This is a genomic window from Stenotrophomonas sp. TWI819 (assembly GCF_039673075.1).
GTDB lineage: Bacteria > Pseudomonadota > Gammaproteobacteria > Xanthomonadales > Xanthomonadaceae > Stenotrophomonas > Stenotrophomonas rhizophila_B.
Map to the genome: position 1 here is coordinate 225895 of NZ_JBDJKY010000005.1, position 21185 is coordinate 247079.

The following is a 21185-nucleotide window of genomic DNA, read 5'->3' on the forward strand; positions in this document are numbered from 1 at the left end:
GGCCCGAAGGCCGCTGTCTGTTTGTTGCGTCACTCACTCAGGATCAGGGCGTGTCTTTCTTTTCCTGGTCGGCCTTGTCGCCTTCCTCGGCCTGCGGGGCATCGGTCGGGATGTCCTCGCGGGCTTCGGCCTGCGCGGCCTGTTCGGCAGCGTTGGTCGCCGCCGGGGTTTCGCTGGCGGCCGAACCGAACAGCTGACCGTTGTGCACGACCGGGCCGGCCGGGGCCGATTCGGTGCGGGCCTGCGGGGCGGCCGGCTGTGCCGGGGCCTGGGTCGCATCGACGGCATCCAGCATGCTGGTCTGCACCGGTGCGACGGTCGGCTCCTTCACTTCCTGCGGGGCGGTCTCAACGACCGGGGCCGCCGGAGCAGCTACCGGAGCCGGAGCCGTCGGAGCAGCCACCGGAGCCGGGGCGGTCGCCGCCGGAGCAGCTACCGGAGCCGGAGCCGCCGGAGCAGCTACCGGAGCCGGAGCCACCGGAGCAGCGACCGGAGCCGGAGCTACCGGAGCAGCTACCGGAGCCGGAGCTACCGGAGCAGCAACCGGAGCCGGAGCTACCGGAGCAGCAACCGGAGCCGGAGCCACCGGAGCAGCGACCGGGGCCGGAGCCGGCCTCGGGCTTTCCACGAACGGCACCGGGTCGTTATAGGAGGCCGGGGCCTTCTCAGCGATCGGCTCGACGGCCGGGGCAGCGGCCTTCTCGGCCACCGGTGCAGCCACCGGGGCCGGGGTCGGCTCGGCATGACCAGCGGTCACGACCGGGCTGCTGACCACGGCGACCGGAGCGGCGGCAGCAACTGCCGCCACCGGGGCCGGGCGCGGGGCCTGGACCGGTGCGGGGGCAGCGGCCGGCGCGTTGCCGGATTCGTCGTCGAACTCGAACTCCGGCTGCGGCTGACCGTTGTTGGCCACCTGACGCTCTGCCGGGGCAGCGTTGCCGCCGTCCTGATCGCCGTCCTGATCGTCGCCATCGTCATCCAGACCGTTGTCATCACCGTTCATGCCATCGCCGCCGGCAGCCTGCTCGCCATTGCCACGACGACGACGACGGCCGCCGCGACGACCGCGACGACGGCGCGAGGCGCCTTCACCGGTACCGTCTTCGGCATTGGCCGGCGCATCACCCTGTTCGGTGGCGTCGGTATCGCTCAGCTGTGCATCCTCGGCCGGGGCGGCCTTGGCCGTTTCCTGGACGTGGGCGGCCGGCGCGACGGCATCGGTGGCGACCACGGCCGCCGTAGCGATCACGGCGGCGTCGGCAGCGACCGGTGCAGCGGTGGTCGGCTTCGGTGCATCGGCCTGTGGCTGGCGCGCGGGCTTCTCGCTCACGGCCGGCTTGTCGCCGTCGTTCTGCTGCGGCTTGGCCTGGCCATTCTGGCCCTGCTTCTGCTTCAGCTTCGGCTGCTGCTGGTCATTGCGCGGTTCATTGCGCGGCTTGGCCGGCTGCTGCTCGTTGCGCGGCTTGCCCTGGGCGGGTGCCTGCACCTGTGCCGCATTGCCATTGGCCGGTGCGGCGCTGTCCTGGCGGCGCTCGTCGCGACGCTCGCCCTTCGGGCCGCGTTCGCCACGCTCACCACGGTCCTTGCCACGGCCCTGCGCCTGCGCATTGCCGTTGCCACCACGTTCGCCACGCTCATCGCGGCGACCGTGGCGGTCCTTGCCGTTGCGATCCTTGTTGCGACCGTTGCGGTTGCCGTCCTGGCCCGAGCGGTTGCTCGGCTGCGGTGCGGCGGCCGGGGCCGGTTCGCCACCGAAGATGCGCTTGAGCCAACCCACCACGCCGGTTGCCGCCGGGGCGGCCACGGGGGCGGCGACCGGCGCCGGTGCGGCTTCCGGTTCCGGCGCTTCGCGCACCGGGGCCGGCTGGCTGTGCTTGACCTGGGTCACCACCGGGGCGACCGGGATGTTCAGCTGGGCCTTGGTCAGTGCATGCACCGGCAGCTTGCGCGGGGTACCGCGCTGGTAGCTCGGCTTGCCGCTTTCTTCGCCCAGCTCGTTCTCACGCAGGCGGGTCACTTCGTAATGCGGGGTGTGCAGCTGCTCGTCGGCGACGATCACGATCGGCGCGTCATGGCGCTGTTCGATCTCGCGCAGCGCGCTGCGCTTTTCGTTGAGCAGGTAATTGGCGATCTCGACCGGGGCCTGGACCAGCACCTGCCCGGTGTTCTCCTTCATCGCATGCTCTTCAGCCACGCGGATGATGGAGAGCGACAGCGACTCGACGCTGCGCATGCGGCCATGGCCGTCGCAACGCGGGCAGACGATCTGGCTCGATTCACCCAGGCTCGGACGCAGGCGCTGGCGGCTCATTTCCATCAGGCCGAAGCGCGAGATGCGACCCAGCTGCACGCGCGCACGGTCGTACTTGAGTGCGTTCTGCAGACGGTTCTCGACTTCGCGCTGGTGCTTGTTGGAGGCCATGTCGATGAAATCGATGACCACCAGGCCACCCAGATCGCGCAGGCGCAGCTGGCGGGCCACTTCTTCAGCCGCTTCCAGGTTGGTCTGGAAGGCGGTGTCCTCGATGTCGCTGCCCTTGGTGGCGCGCGAGGAGTTCACGTCGATGGCGGTCAGCGCTTCGGTCTGGTCGACTACGATCGAGCCGCCCGACGGCAGGCGGACGTTGCGTTCATACGCGCCTTCGATCTGCGATTCGATCTGGAAGCGGTTGAACAGCGGGATGTCGTCCTTGTAATGCTTGAGCTTGCGCAGGGTCTGCGGCATCACCTGCTGCATGAACTCCTGGGCGGTCTCGTACAGCTCTTCGGTGTCCACCAGGATCTCGCCGACATCGGCGCGCAGGTAGTCACGCAGGGCGCGCACGATCAGGCGCGATTCCTGGTAGATCAGGAACGAGGCCGGCTTGGTCAGCGCCGCTTCGGCGATCGACTTCCAGACCTGCAGCAGGTAATCCAGATCCCACTGCAGCTCTTCGGCATCGCGGCCGACGCCGGCGGTGCGGATGATCACGCCCATGTCGTCGGGGATGTTCAGCTTGTCCAGCGCTTCTTTCAGCGCGGCGCGGTCTTCGCCCTCGATGCGACGCGAGACGCCACCGGCGCTCGGCGAGTTCGGCATCAGGACCATGTAGCGGCCGGCCAGCGAGATGAACGTGGTCAGGGCCGCGCCCTTGTTGCCGCGCTCTTCCTTGTCCACCTGGACCACGACTTCCTGGCCCTCACGCAGCAGCTCGCGGATGCCGGCCTTGTTGTGGTCGACGCCAGCCTGGAAGTAATCGCGGGAGATTTCCTTCAGCGGCAGGAAGCCATGGCGCTCACCGCCGTATTCGACGAAGGCCGCTTCCAGTGAAGGCTCAAGGCGCGTGATGCGACCCTTGTAGATGTTCGACTTTTTCTGTTCCTTGGACGGCTGTTCGATGTCGATGTCGTACAGCGTCTGGCCATCCACGATGGCTACCCGCAGCTCTTCAGCCTGCGTGGCATTGATCAGCATTCGCTTCATTCTTGCGTTCCTCGCGCGCTGCTACCGCGCGGAACGCCATGGGGTTTCGCTTCTGGTCACGCTTCACCGCCCATCGCGCATGCGCGGGGAGGGCGGTTTGGGTTTCCAGCGCTACAACACCACGGCAGGCCGCGGGAGCGCTTCATTTGTTTTGGTTTGGGTGTTACGGGGCCGGAGGCAGCTTTCAGCCAGGCTGGAGCGCCACAGGGACATGTTCAGCGCGAATGCGTGTCAGACATCCGGCGATGGCCGGGACCGCCGGTGAGCCGCTAACATGGCCGCCCCGGGGGCGGTGGCTGCGCACTGTGCCGGAATCGCGGGAAGTCGGGCTTCTGGCCCAGAGCAACTTCCAACGAAATCAATCCCTTATCTCGCCCGCCGAGTGTAACAGAATAAAAGGCCAATGACCGTTACCGAGCCCACCCCCAAAGCCGCTGAAGCCATGACCAGCGTACGTATCATCACTGTCCCGGCCGACCGTGCCGGGCAACGCCTGGACAACTTCCTGCTCGGCCAGCTCAAGGGTGCACCGCGCAGCCTGATCTACAAGCTCGTCCGCAGTGGCCAGGTCCGCGTCAACGGCGGCCGCGCCAAGGCCGAGCGCAAGCTCGAAGGCGGCGACGAAGTCCGGGTCCCGCCGGTCCGCCTCAACGAGGAGGGCGACAAAGCCGGCCCGCCCGCTGCGTTCATGAAACGGCTGGAAGATGCCATCGTGTTCGAAGACGATCGGCTGCTGGCGCTGAATAAGCCGTCGGGCGTGGCCAGCCACGGCGGCAGCGGCATCAGCTTTGGCGCGATCGAAACGCTGCGCGCCCTGCGCCCGGGCAAGACCCTGGAGCTGGTGCATCGGCTGGACCGGGATACCTCGGGCCTGCTGATCGTGGCCAAGAAGCGCTCGGCGCTGAGCGAGCTGCAGGCGCTGCTGCGGGAAGACCACGGCGCCGGCATCCGCAAGCGCTACCTGACCCTGCTGGCCGGCCGGATGCCCGATGGCACCATGACCGTGGATGCCCCGCTGCACGTGGGTCTGCGCCAGGGTGGGGAGCGGCATGTGCAGGTCAATCCGATCGGCAAGGAGTCGATCAGCCACTTCAAGGTGCTGGAGCGCAAGGGCGGCCATTCGTACTGCGAAGTGCGCATCGAGACCGGCCGCACCCACCAGATCCGCGTGCATGCCCAGCATCTGGGTCATCCGGTGGCCGGTGACGACAAATACGGCGATCCTGACGTCAACAAGCGGCTTCGTGAGCAGATCGGCCTGAAACGACTGTTCCTGCACGCGGCCTCGCTGGAGTTCGCGCTGGATGCGGGCAAGACGCCGTACCTGATCAATGCACCGCTGGCCGAGGAGCTGGTTGAGGTGTTGAACCGGTTGAAGTGAGCGCCGGCAGATAAGGCCGTGCCGAACGGAGGGTAGTGCCGGCCGCTGGCCGGCTCTGCACCGTCACCATTTGAACAACACCAGGCTGATCGCCAGGCTGCCCATGCCGGCCACCAGACCGTACACGGTCTCGTGGCCCTTGGCGTAGCGCTTGGCTGCCGGCAGCAGTTCGTCCAGGGCCAGGAACACCATCACCCCGGAAATGATGCCGAATACCCAGCCGAAGGTGGCGTGGTTGAGCACCCCGGACAGGGCCACATACCCGATTGCCGCGCCGATCGGTTCGGCCAGGCCGGACAGCAGGCTGGCGCCGAACGCATAGAACTTGTTCTGCGTGGCGAAATACACCGGGACCGCGATCGCGATGCCCTCAGGGATGTTGTGGATGGCGATGGCGAAGGCCAGCGGCATGCCCACCGACGGGCTTTCCAGTGTGGCGAAGAACGTGGCCAGGCCCTCGGGGAAGTTGTGCGCGGTGATCGCCACCGCCGTCAGCAGGCCGACCCGCTTGATGTAGGCCTTGTTGTTGTCGCGGAACAGCGGATCCTGTTTGTCCAGGCTTTCGTGCGGGTTCGGGATCAGATGGTCGATCACCACGATCAGCAGCACGCCGACCAGGAAGGCCGCCGTGCCATAGGCAAAGCCCATCCGGGCGTCGTAAGCCTGGGTGAACGAGTCGATCGCCTTGTTGAGAATCTCGGTCAGCGAGACGAAGACCATCGCGCCACCGGCGAAGGCCAGTCCGAACGCCAGCAGGCGCGGGTTGGGCCGGCGCGAGAACAGCACCATCAGGCTGCCCAGCGCGGTGGCCAGGCCGGCGGCCAGGGTGACCGCCAGGGCGATCCATACGTTTTCACTAGAAATATCAGGCATCCGCCAACGCGTCCTTGTAGAAGTGCAGCGCGCCCCGGGTAACAACACCGGGGCGCGGAGTAGGGAGCACGAGGTTTGCGGCGGCTGACCTCAACACAACGCGGCGATCAGCCGCCGCGACGCAGCCGTTCTTCGACCGCGAAGCACTGGTCGGGCTTGGGCTGCGGCGGGTTGAAGCTGACCGGCACCTGGATCGTGGTCGAGACCGTCTGCCCGGCGCGGGTGGCCGCCTTGAACTGCCAGGCCTGTACGGCCTTCTGCGCCTGCTCGTCGAGCTGGGCGTTGCCGCTGCCGCTGGCGAGCTGGACCTGGCTGGGCTGGCCGTCGGCGGCAATGGTCACCTTGAAGGTGCTGGTGCCGCCGATCCCCTGGCAGGCCAGTTCGATCGGGTACTCCGGCGGTGGCGTTTTGACCGCGGCGACCTCGGTGGGCGCAGCGACCGGGGCGGCCGGTTCGGCGGGTGTCTTGTTGCACCCGGCCAAGGCGGCCAGGGCAAGGCTGGACAGCACGATGTACTGCAGTTTCATGGGCTTACTCCGTCAGGGCCGAGGCTTTCGCCGCGCAGATGAAGTCGTTCTCGCTCAGGCCGCCCACATCGTGGGTGGAAAAGCGCACCACGGCACGGTCGTAATGCACGCCCAGGTCCGGGTGATGGTCTTCACGATGGGCCACCCAGGCGAGCGCGTTCACGAAGGCCATGGTGCCGTGGTAGTTGTCGAAGCGGAAGGTGCGGGTCAGCGCCTGCCCGGCCTCGGCCAGCTCCCAGCCGGGAATCTGGGCCAGCAGCTCGGTGACCCGGGCGGTGCCGAGCTTGTGGTCGCTGCCTTTGCGCGGCACGCAATGGGCTTGCGCCAGCGGAATCAGGTCGGCCATGGGTTCCTCCACATCTGGATGACTGAACAATGCGCGGTCCGGTGTATAAACCGAATGAGCGCATCACAAGGGATTGGCTAGAATAGCCCGATGATCCAGATATCCGACACTGCCCAATCCTATTTCCGCAAGCTGATCGAACGTGAGGCCGTGCCCGGCATGGGTGTGCGCCTGACCGCCGTCGATGCGGGTACCCCGCGCGCCGATGCCCGCCTGGAGTTCGCTGATCCCAGTGAACTGCTGGGTGATGAGTGGGCGGTGGACTGCGATGGCTTCACCCTCTACGTGGCCGCCACCAGTGTGGCCTGGGTCGATGGCGCCGAGATCGATTTCGTCACCAATGCCACCGGCAGCCAGCAGTTGACCATCAAGGCGCCGAAGATCAAGGGCGAGGCGCCGACCGAAGGCTCCTCGCTGGTCGAGCGCGTGCGCTGGGTAGTGGAGAACGAAGTCAATCCACAGCTGGCGTCGCACGGTGGCAAAGTCGCGGTGCAGGAAGTTTCCGCCGATGGCGTCGTGCTGCTGCGTTTCGGCGGCGGCTGCCAGGGCTGCGGCATGGCCGATGTCACGCTCAAGCAGGGGATTGAAAAGACCCTGATGGGGCGGGTGCCGGGCATCACTGCGGTGCGCGATGCGACCGACCACGAGAGTGGCGACGCGCCGTACATTCCCCGCGGCACGGCAGCCTGATCCCGCTGCGTGCCACTGCGCCGGGCTGACGACATCCTCGAGTGGCTGCTGGCACGCCAGCCGGACAAACGCTTTGTTGAAAAAACCACGGGCCTGCCTTATGGGTGGGGCCTGTGGCTGCGTGCGTTGTCGCCGTTGCCGCGGCCGTGTAGGGCCAGCGAAATGCTGGCCGATCTGACCCAGCGCGAGCCGGTACCGCACGGCGGGCGCCTGCCCGAACTGAGTTTCGTCCAAGCGATGCGTCGCCTGCTCTGGCAAGGCTGGGATCCGGCGCCGCGCGATCAGCGCTGGATGCGCTGGACCTCCGCGGTGATCAGCGCGTTGCTGCATCTGATGTTCGCGCTGTTGCTGCTGTGGGTCGCCTTGATCCGGCCGCCGAGTGAACCGGAGCAGGGCGGTGAGAGTGGTCGCGTGCAGGTCGCCTTTGTCGGCCGTGGCACGCCGCAACAGGAAGAGGGTGGTCAGCCGCCCGCGGCCGAACCGGCCTCCGCCGAAGCCGCCATCGCAGCCGCGATGGCCAATGCCCAGGCGATGGCCCAGGCCGAAGCCGATGCGCGCGAGCCGTCCGCATCGGCGCCGCAGTCCGCTGCCACGCCCGCGCCGCCCAGCGAACCGCAGCCAGCACCTCCCTCGCCAGCGACACCGGCGGTGGAACAACCGGTGCAGGCGACGGACGTGGCCCAGGCGACATCCGATTTCCTGGTGCCGCCCACCAGCGTGCCCCGCACCGAGGTGCGCGTGGTCACGCGTGATCCGCAGGACATCGCGGTGCGCGAGCGCACCGTGGTCACCGTGGAAGCGCCGACGCCACGCAGCAACGTACCGACGCCGCGCGCAGTGGAGCCACAACTGCGCACACCCGACGTGAGCGTGCAGGAACGCCAGGTTGTCGTCATCGAGGCGCCGACACCGACTGTTACGGTGCCGGGCCCACAGGTGGATCCCAGCATTCGGCAACGCGAGCTGCAGGTGCGCGAGCGCGAGGTCCGGCCGGTCACCGCGCTGGCGGTGACGGTCGCCACGCTGCCCACGCGCGAGGTGACCGTGCCGGGCCGATCGCCGGAGGTCGCCGTACGCGAACGTGCCGTACCCAATGCCGCACCGCGCCCGTCGCCACCGTCGCCACCGTCGCCGGCCGCGCCGAGCAGCACTGCGGCGGCATCGGCACCTTCCACTCCCCCAGGCGCCACCCGTGCGCCCGGCAACCGCGCGTCGACCCCGGCCGGTTCTCCCGCCAGCCAAGCGGCAGCGGCCCCGGGCAACTGGGCAACTCCCAACCGCGCGGACGACTGGGGTGCGGCCAATCATCCGCAGGATGCCGATCTCAACGGGCGGGCGGTCAGCGCGACCGGCAAGAGCGGCGGCAGCCTGTTCAATGCCGATGGCAGCGTGCGCGTGCCAGGGCAGGCGGGAACCAGCAACAACGAGCGCGGTGCACCCGGCGGCGAGAAAGACGGCTGGAGCAAGGAGCGCATCGCGCAGTCCGGCACCTGGCTCAAGCGCCCGCCGTACGACTACACCCCGACCTCGTTCGACAAGTACTGGGCGCCCAACGAATCGTTGCTGGCCGAATGGGTCCGCAAGGGCATCAAGGCGGTCGAGATCCCGATCCCGGGCACGAGCTCGACAATCTCCTGCGTGATTTCCGTCCTGCAGTTCGGTGGCGGGTGCGGCCTGAGTGATCCGAACATGCAGGACCAGCCCGCCATCGCGCGGCCGCCGCCGGACATTCCGTTCAAGAAAGAACTGCAGGAAGACAACGGCAGCCGATGAGGCTGCGCCTCATCGGCGGTAGAGCCCCCCCATGGGTGGCTGCCCTCGGGCCAGACATCATGGGGCGTCACAGCAACGCATGGCGTGGCCCTACCCCGATATGGGGTTACGGCGTGGCGGCGTCCTGCTCCAGTTCCACGTCTGCATCGCGCAGTGCCACGAATGCCCAGAACGGCACGTTGCTCTCACTCCAGTAACGGCTGGCTTCGTCCAGGACATCCAGCAACGTCTCGAAGTCCGCGCCGGCATCGCTGCGCAGGGCATCGGCGTCGCTGAAGAACAGCGCATAGCCGTTGGCCGGCAGCCAGGCCAGGTCGCGCAGGTTGTCGGTCAGCGCATCCCAGTTGCCGCCAAAGCCGGTTGGAAAATCCAGGCGGGCGGCCAGCCGCATCAACAGCGTGCGTTTGTCGTGGCAGCCGTCCAGGTCGATCTGGATCACGCGCAGGCCGGCATCGCGCATCGCGGCTGACAATGGGGCGACATCGTCATTGCCGATCGCATAGATGCCGGCGTTGTTGATGTCGTGCAGGCCCAACTCGAATCCGTCATGCGTCATTGCCAGCTCCCGGCAGGTGGAACGTCGAAACTACGGAACGTTTCATAGTGATCATCGGTGTAGAACCAGCCAGTAGGGGGTGTGCCGCCGGTGACGATGCGTCGTGCGCCGCGATTGCCGGCACCGGGCGTGTCCACCGTGTATTCGTGGTAGTAGCCGCGCGGCCGCTGCGGCAGGCGTTGTTCGCGGTTGCTGAAAATGCTGCCGTCCTGCCGGTGCGGGAACGGGCCCCCGCGCTGGATCAGCGCGATGGTGTCGCGCGCCTCGGCGGGCAGGAACGGGGGCAGGGGATCGCGCGCTGCCTTGGCCGATGCCGGCGATGACGTCGCTGCACCGGCGGCCGGCGCAGCATCCGGTTGCGTCAGCGATGGCGCGAACTGCGGCGCGGGCGGGCGCTGGGCGAGCTTGATGGCGGCCAAGCCACCGACCAGCAGCACGATGGCGATCAACAACAGCAGCGGCTTGCGCATGAGGGGCCAGGAGCGATGAGCGAGGCGACTACTCTACTGCGATCACCGGTCTGCACGGTGAGGCGCAGCCGAACAGGCATGCTCCGGTGCACGTGGGCCTGCGTCACCTGCGCGTCACCGTCACTTTCGCGTAACGATCCCGACACGCGATCGACCACGCAGGACGAAGTTTCCTTTACATGGCCCTTGGTAAGCTTATCGGCCATCCCCATCATCGACTCCGCAACGCCCGGTCTTTGCCGGGTGAGTGAGCTACCAGGAGAACCACATGGCCTATACCCTCCCCAAGCTGTCCTACGCCTACGACGCGCTCGAGCCGCATATCGACGCAGCGACGATGGAAATCCACCACACCAAGCATCACCAGACGTACATCAACAACGTCAACGCCGCGCTGGAAGGCACCGAGTTCGCCGACCTGCCGGTGGAAGAACTGGTCAAGAAGACCAAGTCCCTTCCGGAAAATCTGCAGGGCGTCGTGCGCAACAACGGCGGCGGCCATGCCAACCACACCCTGTTCTGGACCGTGATGTCGCCCAACGGCGGTGGCGCTCCGGTGGGCGACGTGGCCAAGGCGATCGATTCGCAGCTGGGCGGCCTGGAGAAGTTCAAGGAAGCCTTCACCAAGGCGGCCCTGACCCGTTTCGGCAGCGGCTGGGCCTGGCTGAGCGTCACCCCGGACAAGAAGGTCGTGGTGGAAAGCAGCGCCAACCAGGACAGCCCGCTGATGGACGGCAATACGCCGATCCTGGCGCTGGACGTGTGGGAACACGCGTACTACCTGAAGTATCAGAACCGTCGCCCGGACTACATCGGCGCGTTCTTCAACGTCGTCGACTGGAATGAAGTCGAGCGTCGTTACCAGGAAGCCATTGCCTGATCGGCAAGGTCACCTGACACACGAACGGCCAGGCAGCGATGCCTGGCCGTTTTTCGTTGCGCCACCGGACGCGGTGCGACTCAGGGTGCGCTGGTGCTTTCCGGGGTCTGCAGGCGCAGGGTCGCCATGGTGCCCAGACGCATCGCGTTGGGATCACCTTCGCTGGCCGGCAGTTTGATGCTGTCCTGGCGGATCCCGCCGAAGTGCTTGACCTGGAACAGTACGTCCAGGCCGTGACCGCGTGCCGCACCGGCCAACGAGGGCGGATCCACGCGTTCCCCGGGATTCTTGCGCGCTGGCTGGAACCCCGGGGTGCTGCCGACCAGTTCGCCGATGTCGGCCGAGAAGTCCCCGGCGATCAGCGAGGGCAGGCCATCAGAGGTCGCACCGATCCAGGTCATCAGGTCGCTGGTCTGGTGCCGGCGGATCTGCGCGTCGTCCGGCTCCGGCCGCAACCGGGCGATGTAGATGTTGACCAGCTCCTCGCGCAGCTTGACCCGCAGCATGCCGGCCGCACTGAACTGCCCGGGCGGGTGCAGCAGGGTGACGGCGTCGTCGGTCACCGGCAGGCGGGTGAGCATCGCGCTGCCGTGCCGCAGCGGCTGGCTCGGCGGGTCGGCGGTGACGAAATCGCAGCTGTAGCGCAGCCGGCTGGCCAGCCAGCAGGCCGGATTGCGGCCCTGGCTCTGCTGCACCCGCTGCACCGCGATCACGTCCGGCTGCATGGATTCAAGCAGCTGCAGCACCTGGTCCCGACGTTGCTGCCACTGCGCATCGTCCTGGGTGGGCAGTTCCAGGGTGGCGATCTTCAGCGAGGGCAGGGCATCCTCGGCCTGGCGCGCATGCGCGCCTGCGGCGGGGGCCGCCAGCAACAGCAGCAGGATCCAGCCTGTCAAACGTCGGGTCCCACCGGTGATGTGCGTGCGCATAACGATAAGTTTACGCTTCCGCCGTGGACGATCCGTGACATGGGTGCCATCCCGCGCGGTCGTTTCCGGCCCGCCTGCCATGTCCAGCGTCGCCTGTCATGCAGCTGTGCAGCGTGCGCTGGGGTAGGGGCTTCCGGTAATCTTGGTCCTTTCGTGTTCGCAGGACAGCCCCACAGGATGAGCAATATCGCAGCCGCCAGCGCCGGCAAAGGCAAGATGCCGCGCCAGATTCCCTACATCATCGGCAATGAGGCCTGCGAACGCTTCAGCTTCTATGGGATGCGCAACATCCTGGTGCAGTTCCTGATCACCTCGCTGCTGCTGCAGGAGATCACCGCCGATGGCCGCGCCGGCGAGGCGAAGGACATCATGCACAGCTTCATGATCGGCGTGTATTTCTTCCCGCTGCTCGGTGGCTGGCTGGCGGACAAGTTCTTCGGCAAGTACCACACCATCCTGTGGTTCAGCCTGATCTATTGCGCCGGTCACGCCTGTCTGGCCATCTTCGAGGACAGCCGCCAGGGCTTCTTCGTCGGCCTGGGCCTGATCGCGCTGGGCGCGGGCGGCATCAAGCCGCTGGTGGCCTCCTTCATGGGCGATCAGTTCGACCAGAGCAACAAGCATCTGGCCAAGGTCGTGTTCGACGCCTTCTACTGGATCATCAACTTCGGCTCGCTGTTCGCCTCGCTGCTGATTCCGCTGGCACTGAAGAACCTCGGTCCATCGTGGGCCTTCGGTATTCCGGGCATCCTGATGTTCGTGGCCACCTTCGTGTTCTGGATGGGCCGCAAGCGCTATGTGCTGGTGCCGCTGCCTCCGAAGGACCCGCATTCGTTCGGCAACGTGGTGCGCACCGCGCTGTCGGCACAGGTGCCGGGCAAGGGCCGTCCGGGTCGCACCCTGGCGATTCTCGGCGCGGTACTGGCCGTCGCCTCGATGGGGCTGGTGGGCAGCCTTGGCATCGTGATCTGCCTGTGCATCGCGCTGGTCCTGCTGCTGGCGGGTATCGGTGGCGGTACCTGGATCCAGCTGGACCGTGCCCGTGCGGTGCATCCGGCCGAGGCCGTGGAAGGTGTGCGCTCGGTGCTGCGCGTGCTGGTGATCTTCGCCCTGACCACCCCGTTCTTCTCGCTGTTCGACCAGAAGGCCTCGACCTGGGTTCTGCAGGGCCAGCAGATGGCCATGCCGAGCTGGTTCACCGCGTCGCAGATGCAGGCGCTGAATCCGCTGCTGGTGATGATCCTGATTCCCTTCAACAACCTCGTTTTGTACCCGATGCTGCGCCGCTTCGGCTTCGAGCCGACCGCGCTGCGCCGGATGACTGCCGGTATCGCCTTCAGCGGCCTGGCCTGGATCGTGGTCGGCGGCATCCAGGTGATGATGGATGGCGGCAACGTGATGTCCATCTTCTGGCAGATGCTGCCCTACGCGCTGCTGACCTTCGGTGAGGTGCTGGTCTCGGCCACCGGCCTGGAGTTCGCCTACAGCCAGGCGCCGCAGGCGATGAAGGGCGTGGTGATGAGCTTCTGGAACCTGACCACCACCATCGGCAACCTGTGGGTGCTGCTCTCCAACGCGGCGGTGCGCAACGATACGGTGACCCACCAGATCGCCAGTACCGGTTTGAGCGAGGCGGCCTTCCTGATGTTCTTCTTCGCCGGCTTCGCGTTCCTGGCGGCGTTGGCCTTCGGTTGGTATGCCAAGCGCTATCGTATGGTCGACAACTACCGCACCGCCTGAGCCTGACATGACCCCAGTCAACCTGCTGCTGATCGCCATCACCGTCATCGTGTCGTGGATGGCGTTCAAGAACCGCGCGCTCGCCGACCGCCTGATCCTGTGGCCGCCGGCGGTGGACCGCAACCGTCAGTACGATCGCCTGATCACGTACGGGTTCATCCACGCCGATCTGTCGCATCTGGCGTTCAACATGATCACGCTGTTCTTCTTCGGCGGCTTCATCGAACAGGTGATGCTGCAGTTGAGCGGCAGCTACCTGACCTATCCGGCGTTCTACCTGGGTGCGTTGCTGGTATCGATCCTGCCGAGCTACCTGAAGAACCAGAAGAACCCGAACTACCTCAGCCTCGGGGCGTCCGGTGCGGTGTCGGCGGTGTTGTTCGCCTTCATCCTGATCAAGCCGTGGTCGATCATCCTGGTGCTGTTCATTCCGGCGCCGGCGATCATCTATGCCGTGTTCTATGTCGGCTACAGCATCTGGATGGACCGCCGTGGCGGCGACCGGATCAACCACAGCGCGCACCTGGCCGGTGCGGCGTTCGGCGTGCTGTTCATGCTGGCCATGCAGCCGAGAAGTTTCTGTCATTTCTGGTGTGAGCTGATCAACCCGACTTTCCGCCGCGGGGGTTGTGGGGGGGCGTACCCACCACGGGTCGGTACCTGCGCGGTGTGTCGGGCGGGGGCCGCCCCGCGACCGTCGGGGTAGCTCACGACCGTTGGTCGTGAGCGCGGCAACGGTCAGGCGGCCTTCTTGCCGTCCACGCCATAGGTGCTCAGCAGCCGGGCATAGACCTCGTTGTCGATCTGATCGAATTCCCAGCCCTGGGTCTGGCCATTCACGGCCAGCTGGAACAGGCCTTCAAGCAGCGAGCTGTCGGCATCGCCGTGGGCGGCGGGGGCGGGTGCAGTGTTGTCCATGCGGACCTCCGGAAAGCGGGTTCGTACCGGTCAGGTCTTCGCAAAAGCCATGCCAGCTTTTACGCCCTGTCCGAACCTGATATCGGCTTGAGCCGTGCAGTCTTTAGGTCGGCAAGTGACGTGATGCGTCGCTGGCTGACCCTGTTCAGGCTTCACACGATCATGGCGGCCCGCTGCGCACTATCGCGTCAGTCGCCGCAGGAGACACCGCTCATGGCTTCGGTCACGCCGCCCGGACTGGCTTACGAAGTGGAGCACGATCTGGACCACCACCGCTTCCAGGCCCGGGTCAAAGGGCATCTGGCGCTGCTGGACTACCAGATCAAGCGCAAGCGGATGATCATTACCCACACCGAGGTTCCCGAGCCGATCGCCGGCCGTGGGGTCGCGGGCGAATTGACCAAAGTGGCGCTGCGTTACGCGCGCGACAACAAGTTCAAGGTCGTGCCGGCCTGTGCGTACGCCGAGGCGTTCCTGCAGCGGCACGAGGAGTACGACGACCTGCTGGTCCGATGACGACAGCGGGTCATGCTTCAGGGATGGCTGATCATGATGGTGGGTTACAACAAGGGGATGTCAGGATGAACATTGCAGGAAACCGTCGCGCGCTGCGCGTCAGCGCGCTGGCCTTGGCCTTGGCCATGGGCGTGGTGGTGGTGGCAGGATGCAAGCGCGACGGCGAAACAGCGGCACCGGCCGCACCGGTGGAGACAGCCGCCGAACCCGCGGCACCGGCCGTGGCAGCAGACGCACCGGTCGAATTGCGCGACGTCATCGAGACCTCGCCGCAGGCCGTGGTCGGGATCAGCTATCCGCCGGACATCGCCCGGTATCCAGGCCTGGCCAAGGCGTTGGCTGGCTACGCCGACAGTGCGCGTGCCGAACTGCAGCAGGCGGTGGACGGGCTGGGCAATGACAAGCCGACGATGCCGTACGAGCTCTCGCTGAGCTTCGAAAAAGTACTGGAAACGCCGCAGCTGGTGGTGGTGACCGCCGATGGCAGCCGCTACACCGGTGGCGCCCATGGCGAGCCGCTGGTGGCGCGTTTCGTGTGGCTGCCGGAGCAGCAGCAGATGTTGACCGCCGACAAGCTGGTGGCCGATGCCAAGGGCTGGAAAGCGATCAGTGATTACGTGGCCGACCAGCTGCGCGAGCGGGTGGCGACGCGGCTGAGTGGCGATGAGCTGGAGCCGGCACAGATGCAGGAATCGCTGCGCAATGCGAGCCGGATGATCGCCGACGGTACCGGGCCGAGCGCGGACAACTTCAGCCAGTTCCAGCCGCTTACCGGTGCCGACGGGCACATCGCTGCGATACGCTTTGTGTTCCCGCCCTACCAGGTAGGGCCGTACTCGGACGGCACGCAGACCGTGGACGTTCCGGCCGCCGTGCTGATGCCGCACGTGGCGCAGGATGTCGCGGGGCTGTTCGCCCGGGGCTGATATCGACGGAGGCGATGTGGACGCTGGGCTGCAACAACGGGTCACAGGGTTGCTGCATGAGGCGGGGGTCGCCGTTGACGGTGACCAGCCGCAGGACATCACGGTGCACGACCCGCGCTTCTACGCGCGGGTCATCGCCCAGGGCTCGCTGGGCCTGGGCGAGAGTTACATGGACGGGCAGTGGGATGCCCGCGCGCTGGATGCCTTTCTGTTTCATCTGATGCAGGCGCACCTGGACGAGCGCGTACACGGCTGGCGCGATCTGGCCGATGCGCTCAAGGCGCGGGTGTTCAACCTGCAGGCCGGGGCCGGCAGTTTCGAGGTGGGCCGGCGTCATTACGATCTGGGCAACGATCTGTACGAGGCGATGCTCGGGCAGCGGCTGGTCTACAGCTGTGGCTACTGGCGCCAGGCAACGGATCTGGATGCTGCGCAGGTGGCCAAGCTCGATCTGATCTGCCGCAAGCTGCGGCTGCGCGCTGGCCAGCACATTCTGGATATCGGCTGCGGGTGGGGCGAGGCGCTGAAGTTCGCGGCCGAGCGCTATGGCGTGTCCGGGGTGGGGGTGACGATCTCGCAGGAGCAGGCGGAGTACGCGCGCAAGCTGTGCGCGGGGCTGCCGATCGAGATCCGGCTGCAGGACTATCACGAGGTGGACGAGTCGTTCGACGCGATCCTGTCCGTGGGCATGTTCGAGCACGTAGGCGACAAGAACTATCGCGGGTATTTCGAGATGGCGCGGCGCTGCTTGCGGCCGGAGGGCTTGTTCCTGCTGCATTCGATCGGCAGCAATCTGTCGCGGCACCGCACCGATCCGTGGATCGCCAAGTACATCTTCCCCAATTCGATGCTGCCCTCGGCGGCGCAGGTGACGCAGGCGCTGGAGGGGGTGTTCGTGCTGGAAGACTGGCACAGCTTCGGCGCGGATTACGACCGGACGCTGCAGGCGTGGCGGGCCAACATCGAGGCGGCGTGGCTGCGGCTGGACGCGCAGCGCTATGACGAACGCTTCCGCCGGATGTGGCGGTTCTATCTGGCGGCGTCGATGGCGAGTTTCCGCTGCCGGCATGCGCAGTTGTGGCAGTTGGTGTTGTCGCCGAACGGCGTGCCTGGAGGGTATGTGGCGCCGCGGTGAGGGAAACAAAAAACGCCCGGCACTGCCGGGCGTTTTTCGTACTGCTCGTCCTTGAAACAGACGCTTACTTCTTGCCGTCACCCGAGGTCAGGCCGCGCTTTTCGAGCAGCGGCTCGATCTGCGGGGCGTGGCCGGCGAAGTTCTGGAACAGTTCCATCGCATCCACGCTGCCACCCTTGGAGAGCAGGGTCTGGCGGAAGTGGTCGCCGTTCTTGCGGCTCAGGCCGCCGTTTTCGCGGAACCACTTCTGGGTGTTGGCATCGAGCACTTCGGACCAGATGTAGGCGTAGTAGCCGGCCGAGTAGCCGCCCATGATGTGGCTGAAGTACGGGGTCTTGTAACGCGGCGGGACCGGCGCGTAGAAGATGCCGTCCTTGGCCAGGGCCTCGGCTTCGAACTTCATCACGTCCTTGGCAGCCGGCACCTGGTCCGGGCCGATCTGGTGCCAGCGCTGATCGAGCATGGCCGCACCGAGGTATTCGGTGGTGGCAAAGCCCTGGTTGAACTTGGCGGCAGCGACGACCTTGTCGAGCAGGGCCTGCGGCATGGCCGTGCCGTTCTGGTAGTGCTTGGCGTAGTTCTTCAGGATGACCGGATCATCGGCCCACATCTCGTTGACCTGCGAGGGGAACTCGACGAAGTCGCGCGGCACCGAGGTGCCGGAGAAGTAGGGATACTTCACGTTCGAGAACATGCCGTGCAGGGCATGGCCGAATTCGTGGAAGGTGGTGGTCACTTCATCCCAGGTCAGCAGGGTCGGCTTGCCGGCCGGCGGCTTGGGGATGTTGAGATGGTTGGCAACCACCGGCTTGAAGCCGGTCAGTTCGGACTGCGAGACGTACGAGTTCATCCACGCACCGCCGCGCTTGGAGGCGCGTGCGTAGGGGTCGAAGATGAAGATCGCCAGCTGGCTGCCGTCGGCATCGAACACGTCGTAGACGGTGACGTCTTCGTGGTAGACCGGCAGGTCGGTGCGCTGCTTGAAGGTCAGGCCGAACTCGAGCTGGGCGGCATGGAAGACGCCGTTCTCGAGCACGTTCTTCATTTCGAAGTACGGCTTGAGCTGGGATTCGTCGAAGTTGTACTTGGCCTGGCGGACCTTCTCGCTGTAGAACGCCCAGTCCCATGCTTCCAGCTTGAAGGTGGGCTTGCCGGCAGCCTTCTGTTCCTTGTCGATCATGGCCTGCAGGTCGGCGGCTTCGCGCTTGGCGTTGGCGACGGCGGCCGGGGCGAGCTGGCCGAGCATTGCGTTGACGGCTTCGGGGGTCTTGGCGGTCTGGTTGGTGAGGTTGTAGGCGGCGAAATTCGCAAAGCCCATCAGCTTGGCCTTGTCGGCACGCAGCTGCATGATGCGCGAGACCAGGCCGGTGTTGTCGTACTCACCACCGCGGCTGCCGCGGGTCACCGAGGCTTCGTAGATCTTCTGGCGCAGCGCGCGGTTGGCCAGGTTGGTCAGCGGCGGCTGGCCGGTGGTGTTGAGCAGGGTAATGACGTACTTGCCGTCCTGGCCACGGGCCTTGGCGGCTTCGGCAGCGGCGGAGATCTGCTCCTGCGAGAGGCCGGCCAGTTCCTTGACGTCATCGACGGTGATCGCCGAGGCATTCACTTCGGCCAGTACGTTCTGGCTGAACTTGGTGCCCAGGTTGGCCAGTTCGGCGTTCATTTCCTTGAGCTTGGTCTTGTCGGCTTCGGACAGCTTGGCACCGGCGCGGACATAGCTCTCGTAGTACTTCTCGACCAGGCGCACGCCTTCGGCGTCCAGGCCCAGGGAGGCGCGGCCGTCGTACAGGCTCTGGATGCGGGCGAACAGCTTGCCGTTCAGCGCGATGGCGTCGCTGTGCGCGGCGAAGCGGGCGGAGTAGTCGGCCTGCAGCTTCTTGCGTGCGTCGTTGGTGTCGGCGCCGACGAGGCTGAAGAAGACGGTGGTGGCGCGATCCAGGGTGTCACCGCTCTTTTCCAGGGCGATGATGGTGTTGTCGAAGGTCGGCTTGGCCTTGTTGTTGGCGATCGCGTCGACTTCCTTCAGTTGCTGGGCCATGCCGGCGTCGAAGGCGGGAGCGAAGTCGCTGTCCTTGATCTTGTCGAACTGCGGGAAGTGCAGCGGCAGCGGGCTGTCGGCGAAGAACGGGTTGGCCTGCTGGGCGGTGGTCGCGGCCGGGGTGGCGGCGGTGGCGGAATAGGCGGGCAGGGCAAGGCCGAGGGTCACGGCGACGGCGAGGGCAAGACGGGTGGTCAAGGGGAGTTCTCCGGTCAGACAAGTCTTTGAGGGTAACCCGAGCCGTTGGGGAGCGGCTTGTGTCGAAAGGCATGTTTTGGCCGGACCACGGCCGGGGCATTGCGAAAGGGCGCGGTCACTGCAGCAGCAACAGCAACAGCAACAGCAACAGCAGCGGTCGGCTGCTGTGAGGCGCGGGGCGGGTGGGGGCCGGCGGGGCACGCTGTGAATACGTCCATGTACGCTCGTAGTGCGCCATCCATGGCGCACTACGGCCCCGCCAACCCCCACCCGCCCCGCGCTGGACAGTTGATTGGCGCCTCGAGAAGGAGCGTGTGGCCCTGAGTGTGGGGTAGTGCCGGCCGCTGGCCGGCTCTCCAGCCGTGCAGGACGAGTCCGGCAGGCGAGCTAAGATGAGGTCTTTCCACCGGAACCTGCTGCCATGACCACTGCCTTCGATTTCCCGTTCGTGGATCTGTCGGGCCAACCGCAGGCGTTGGCGCAGTACCGGGGCAAGGTGTTGTTGCTGGTCAATGTGGCCAGCAAGTGCGGATTTACGCCGCAGTATGAGGGGCTGGAGGCGCTGTGGCGGGAGTTTGGGCCGCGGGGGCTGGTGGTGGTCGGGTTTCCCTGCGATCAGTTCGGGCACCAGGAGCCGGGCGATGCGGCGCAGATCGGGGAGTTCTGTTCGCTGACCTATGGGGTCAGTTTCCCGATGTCGGACAAGGTCGAGGTCAACGGCGCGGGCGCTGATCCGCTGTGGCAGTGGCTCAAGGCCGAGAAGGCCGGGGTGTTGGGCACGCGCGGGATCAAGTGGAACTTCAGCAAGTTCCTGGTCGGCCGCGATGGGCAGGTGCTGGCGCGCTACGCGCCGACCGACACGCCCGAATCGCTGCGCGGGGATATCGAGGCGGCGCTGGGCTGAGGCGGTTGCCCGACCACGACGGGCCGTGATCGGGGAGCGCCGGCCGCTGGCCGGCTGCTCGTGTTGCATGATCTTCGCGGGTCCAGCCACGCATGGCGTGGCTCTACGTCATTTTTCGACGAAGGCGCGCTCGAACACGTAATGGCCCGGCGTGCCGATGCGCGGGGAGGTCTGGAAGCCGCGGCTGTCCAGCACGGTGCGCAGGTCGGCCAGCATCTGCGGGCTGCCGCAGATCATGGCGCGGTCATTTTCCGGGTCCAGCGGCGGCAGGCCGAGGGTCTTCTGCATCTCGCCGCTTTCCATCAGCGAGGTCAGCCGGCCCTGGTTGGGGAAGGCTTCGCGGGTCACGGCCGGGTAGTAGAGCAGCTTGTCGCCGATCATCTCCCCGAGGAATTCGTGCTCGCGCAGTTCCTTTTCGAACAGGTCGCGGTAGGCCAAGTCCTTTTCGTAGCGCACGCCGTGGGTGAGGATCACCTTGTCGAAGCGCTCGTAGGTTTCCGGGTCCTTGATCACCGACAGCCACGGCGCCAGACCGGTGCCGGTGCCAAGCAGGTACAGGTGTTTGCCCGGGTGCAGGTCGCTGATCAGCAGGGTGCCGGTCGGCTTCTTGCCGACCAGGACCTTGTCGCCCGGCTTGATGTGCTGCAGGCGCGAGGTCAGCGGGCCGTCCTGGACCTTGATGCTGAAGAACTCCAGGTTTTCTTCCCAGTTGGCACTGGCGATGGAGTAGGCGCGCAGCAGCGGGCGCGCTTCGGTTTCCAGGCCGATCATCACGAACTGGCCGTTCTCGAAGCGGAAGCCGCTGTCGCGGGTCGTGGTGAAGCTGAAGTAGGCGTCGGTCCAGTGACGGACCTCAAGCACCGTTTCGGCGCCAAAAGCGGAAGACATGGGGGTGGGGTTCTGGTCGGTTTCGTCGGGCCTA

Annotated in this window: 19 protein-coding genes and 1 pseudogene; 10 read left to right on the forward strand and 10 right to left on the reverse strand. The window is 66.3% G+C overall.

The window, feature by feature from the left end; translation table 11 throughout:
* Window positions 1-43: 43 nt before the first annotated feature.
* Window positions 44-3463 (reverse strand): Rne/Rng family ribonuclease, encoded by a 3420-nt coding sequence (locus ABE463_RS09295; RefSeq protein WP_346467963.1) that lies wholly within the window; start codon window positions 3461-3463, stop codon window positions 44-46.
* Between the two features lie 442 nt (window positions 3464-3905).
* Here ABE463_RS09295 and ABE463_RS09300 point away from each other — a divergent pair, with 442 nt between their 5' ends.
* The gene (locus tag ABE463_RS09300) at window positions 3906-4844 is read left to right on the forward strand and encodes an RluA family pseudouridine synthase (protein WP_019182886.1); all 939 of its coding nucleotides are present in this window, start codon (window positions 3906-3908) and stop codon (window positions 4842-4844) included.
* A gap of 63 nt (window positions 4845-4907) precedes the next feature.
* On the opposite strand, the gene zupT is transcribed toward ABE463_RS09300, so the two are convergent.
* From zupT to ABE463_RS09315, 3 genes are all read right to left on the reverse strand, one after another.
* Window positions 4908-5717: a zinc transporter ZupT gene (gene zupT, locus ABE463_RS09305; protein WP_259261542.1), complete on the reverse strand. Its 810-nt coding sequence runs from the start codon at window positions 5715-5717 to the stop codon at window positions 4908-4910.
* A gap of 107 nt (window positions 5718-5824) precedes the next feature.
* Window positions 5825-6244 (reverse strand): energy transducer TonB, encoded by a 420-nt coding sequence (locus tag ABE463_RS09310; protein WP_346467964.1) that lies wholly within the window; start codon window positions 6242-6244, stop codon window positions 5825-5827.
* A gap of 4 nt (window positions 6245-6248) precedes the next feature.
* Complete coding sequence (locus ABE463_RS09315; protein WP_019182889.1) at window positions 6249-6590, reverse strand: 4a-hydroxytetrahydrobiopterin dehydratase; 342 nt, start codon at window positions 6588-6590, stop codon at window positions 6249-6251.
* Window positions 6591-6680: 90 nt separating this feature from the next.
* Here ABE463_RS09315 and ABE463_RS09320 point away from each other — a divergent pair, with 90 nt between their 5' ends.
* Both ABE463_RS09320 and ABE463_RS09325 read left to right on the forward strand, forming a co-directional pair.
* On the forward strand, window positions 6681-7280 hold the full coding sequence (locus ABE463_RS09320; RefSeq protein WP_259261543.1) for an NfuA family Fe-S biogenesis protein: 600 nt from the start codon (window positions 6681-6683) through the stop codon (window positions 7278-7280).
* A 9-nt stretch (window positions 7281-7289) separates the two neighbouring features.
* Window positions 7290-9053, forward strand: a complete 1764-nt coding sequence (locus ABE463_RS09325; protein ID WP_346467965.1) for a hypothetical protein — start codon at window positions 7290-7292, stop codon at window positions 9051-9053.
* 106 nt (window positions 9054-9159) lie between these two features.
* Here the strand turns inward: ABE463_RS09325 and ABE463_RS09330 are convergent, their stop codons facing one another.
* Both ABE463_RS09330 and ABE463_RS09335 read right to left on the reverse strand, forming a co-directional pair.
* Window positions 9160-9609, reverse strand: a complete 450-nt coding sequence (locus ABE463_RS09330) for a barstar family protein (RefSeq protein ID WP_346467966.1) — start codon at window positions 9607-9609, stop codon at window positions 9160-9162.
* The gene (locus tag ABE463_RS09335) at window positions 9606-10079 is read right to left on the reverse strand and encodes a ribonuclease domain-containing protein (protein WP_346467967.1); all 474 of its coding nucleotides are present in this window, start codon (window positions 10077-10079) and stop codon (window positions 9606-9608) included. Before ABE463_RS09335 ends, ABE463_RS09330 begins: the two co-directional genes overlap by 4 nt.
* 268 nt (window positions 10080-10347) lie before the next feature.
* Between ABE463_RS09335 and ABE463_RS09340 the strand changes: the two genes are divergently transcribed.
* Complete coding sequence (locus ABE463_RS09340; protein ID WP_346467968.1) at window positions 10348-10959, forward strand: superoxide dismutase; 612 nt, start codon at window positions 10348-10350, stop codon at window positions 10957-10959.
* Window positions 10960-11039: 80 nt separating this feature from the next.
* Here ABE463_RS09340 and ABE463_RS09345 read toward each other — a convergent pair whose 3' ends face one another.
* A complete protein-coding gene (locus ABE463_RS09345) occupies window positions 11040-11888 on the reverse strand; it encodes an endonuclease/exonuclease/phosphatase family protein (RefSeq protein WP_346467969.1) in 849 nt (282 codons plus the stop codon).
* Window positions 11889-12065: 177 nt separating this feature from the next.
* Between ABE463_RS09345 and ABE463_RS09350 the strand changes: the two genes are divergently transcribed.
* Both ABE463_RS09350 and ABE463_RS09355 read left to right on the forward strand, forming a co-directional pair.
* Complete coding sequence (locus tag ABE463_RS09350; RefSeq protein WP_070470348.1) at window positions 12066-13628, forward strand: oligopeptide:H+ symporter; 1563 nt, start codon at window positions 12066-12068, stop codon at window positions 13626-13628.
* Window positions 13629-13635: 7 nt separating this feature from the next.
* Window positions 13636-14202, forward strand: a pseudogene (locus ABE463_RS09355) (rhomboid family intramembrane serine protease); the annotation flags it as partial.
* 164 nt (window positions 14203-14366) lie between these two features.
* Here ABE463_RS09355 and ABE463_RS09360 read toward each other — a convergent pair.
* Window positions 14367-14546, reverse strand: coding sequence for a hypothetical protein (locus ABE463_RS09360; protein ID WP_123730771.1), 180 nt, complete (start codon window positions 14544-14546; stop codon window positions 14367-14369).
* Window positions 14547-14759: 213 nt separating this feature from the next.
* On the opposite strand from ABE463_RS09360, the gene ABE463_RS09365 reads away from it, so the two are divergent.
* The 3 genes from ABE463_RS09365 to cfa all read left to right on the forward strand — a co-directional run bounded on the left by ABE463_RS09365 (window position 14760) and on the right by cfa (window position 17123).
* Window positions 14760-15062, forward strand: a complete 303-nt coding sequence (locus tag ABE463_RS09365) for a GNAT family N-acetyltransferase (protein ID WP_123730903.1) — start codon at window positions 14760-14762, stop codon at window positions 15060-15062.
* 65 nt (window positions 15063-15127) lie between these two features.
* Complete coding sequence (locus ABE463_RS09370; protein ID WP_346467970.1) at window positions 15128-15988, forward strand: DUF3298 domain-containing protein; 861 nt, start codon at window positions 15128-15130, stop codon at window positions 15986-15988.
* Between the two features lie 16 nt (window positions 15989-16004).
* A complete protein-coding gene (gene cfa / locus ABE463_RS09375) occupies window positions 16005-17123 on the forward strand; it encodes a cyclopropane fatty acyl phospholipid synthase (protein WP_346467971.1) in 1119 nt (372 codons plus the stop codon).
* Window positions 17124-17187: 64 nt separating this feature from the next.
* Here cfa and ABE463_RS09380 read toward each other — a convergent pair whose 3' ends face one another.
* Window positions 17188-19359 (reverse strand): M3 family metallopeptidase, encoded by a 2172-nt coding sequence (locus ABE463_RS09380; RefSeq protein WP_346467972.1) that lies wholly within the window; start codon window positions 19357-19359, stop codon window positions 17188-17190.
* Window positions 19360-19780: 421 nt separating this feature from the next.
* Here ABE463_RS09380 and ABE463_RS09385 point away from each other — a divergent pair, with 421 nt between their 5' ends.
* Complete coding sequence (locus ABE463_RS09385) at window positions 19781-20263, forward strand: glutathione peroxidase (RefSeq protein WP_346467973.1); 483 nt, start codon at window positions 19781-19783, stop codon at window positions 20261-20263.
* Between the two features lie 108 nt (window positions 20264-20371).
* Here the strand turns inward: ABE463_RS09385 and ABE463_RS09390 are convergent, their stop codons facing one another.
* Complete coding sequence (locus ABE463_RS09390; protein WP_019185907.1) at window positions 20372-21151, reverse strand: ferredoxin--NADP reductase; 780 nt, start codon at window positions 21149-21151, stop codon at window positions 20372-20374.
* Window positions 21152-21185 lie beyond the last annotated feature (34 nt).

What these genes read in the sequence shown, in the direction of transcription:
- ABE463_RS09385 (WP_346467973.1), top strand. Translation starts at nt 19,781, where the DNA reads ATGACCACTGCCTTCGATTTCCCGTTCGTGGATCTGTCGGGCCAACCG.
- ABE463_RS09345 (WP_346467969.1), bottom strand. Translation starts at nt 11,888, where the DNA reads ATGCGCACGCACATCACCGGTGGGACCCGACGTTTGACAGGCTGGATC.
- ABE463_RS09370 (WP_346467970.1), top strand. Translation starts at nt 15,128, where the DNA reads ATGAACATTGCAGGAAACCGTCGCGCGCTGCGCGTCAGCGCGCTGGCC.
- ABE463_RS09300 (WP_019182886.1), top strand. Translation starts at nt 3,906, where the DNA reads ATGACCAGCGTACGTATCATCACTGTCCCGGCCGACCGTGCCGGGCAA.
- ABE463_RS09315 (WP_019182889.1), bottom strand. Translation starts at nt 6,590, where the DNA reads ATGGCCGACCTGATTCCGCTGGCGCAAGCCCATTGCGTGCCGCGCAAA.
- zupT (WP_259261542.1), bottom strand. Translation starts at nt 5,717, where the DNA reads ATGCCTGATATTTCTAGTGAAAACGTATGGATCGCCCTGGCGGTCACC.
- ABE463_RS09320 (WP_259261543.1), top strand. Translation starts at nt 6,681, where the DNA reads ATGATCCAGATATCCGACACTGCCCAATCCTATTTCCGCAAGCTGATC.
- ABE463_RS09340 (WP_346467968.1), top strand. Translation starts at nt 10,348, where the DNA reads ATGGCCTATACCCTCCCCAAGCTGTCCTACGCCTACGACGCGCTCGAG.
- ABE463_RS09335 (WP_346467967.1), bottom strand. Translation starts at nt 10,079, where the DNA reads ATGCGCAAGCCGCTGCTGTTGTTGATCGCCATCGTGCTGCTGGTCGGT.
- ABE463_RS09310 (WP_346467964.1), bottom strand. Translation starts at nt 6,244, where the DNA reads ATGAAACTGCAGTACATCGTGCTGTCCAGCCTTGCCCTGGCCGCCTTG.
- ABE463_RS09360 (WP_123730771.1), bottom strand. Translation starts at nt 14,546, where the DNA reads ATGGACAACACTGCACCCGCCCCCGCCGCCCACGGCGATGCCGACAGC.
- ABE463_RS09330 (WP_346467966.1), bottom strand. Translation starts at nt 9,609, where the DNA reads ATGACGCATGACGGATTCGAGTTGGGCCTGCACGACATCAACAACGCC.
- ABE463_RS09295 (WP_346467963.1), bottom strand. Translation starts at nt 3,463, where the DNA reads ATGAAGCGAATGCTGATCAATGCCACGCAGGCTGAAGAGCTGCGGGTA.
- ABE463_RS09350 (WP_070470348.1), top strand. Translation starts at nt 12,066, where the DNA reads ATGAGCAATATCGCAGCCGCCAGCGCCGGCAAAGGCAAGATGCCGCGC.
- ABE463_RS09365 (WP_123730903.1), top strand. Translation starts at nt 14,760, where the DNA reads ATGGCTTCGGTCACGCCGCCCGGACTGGCTTACGAAGTGGAGCACGAT.
- ABE463_RS09390 (WP_019185907.1), bottom strand. Translation starts at nt 21,151, where the DNA reads ATGTCTTCCGCTTTTGGCGCCGAAACGGTGCTTGAGGTCCGTCACTGG.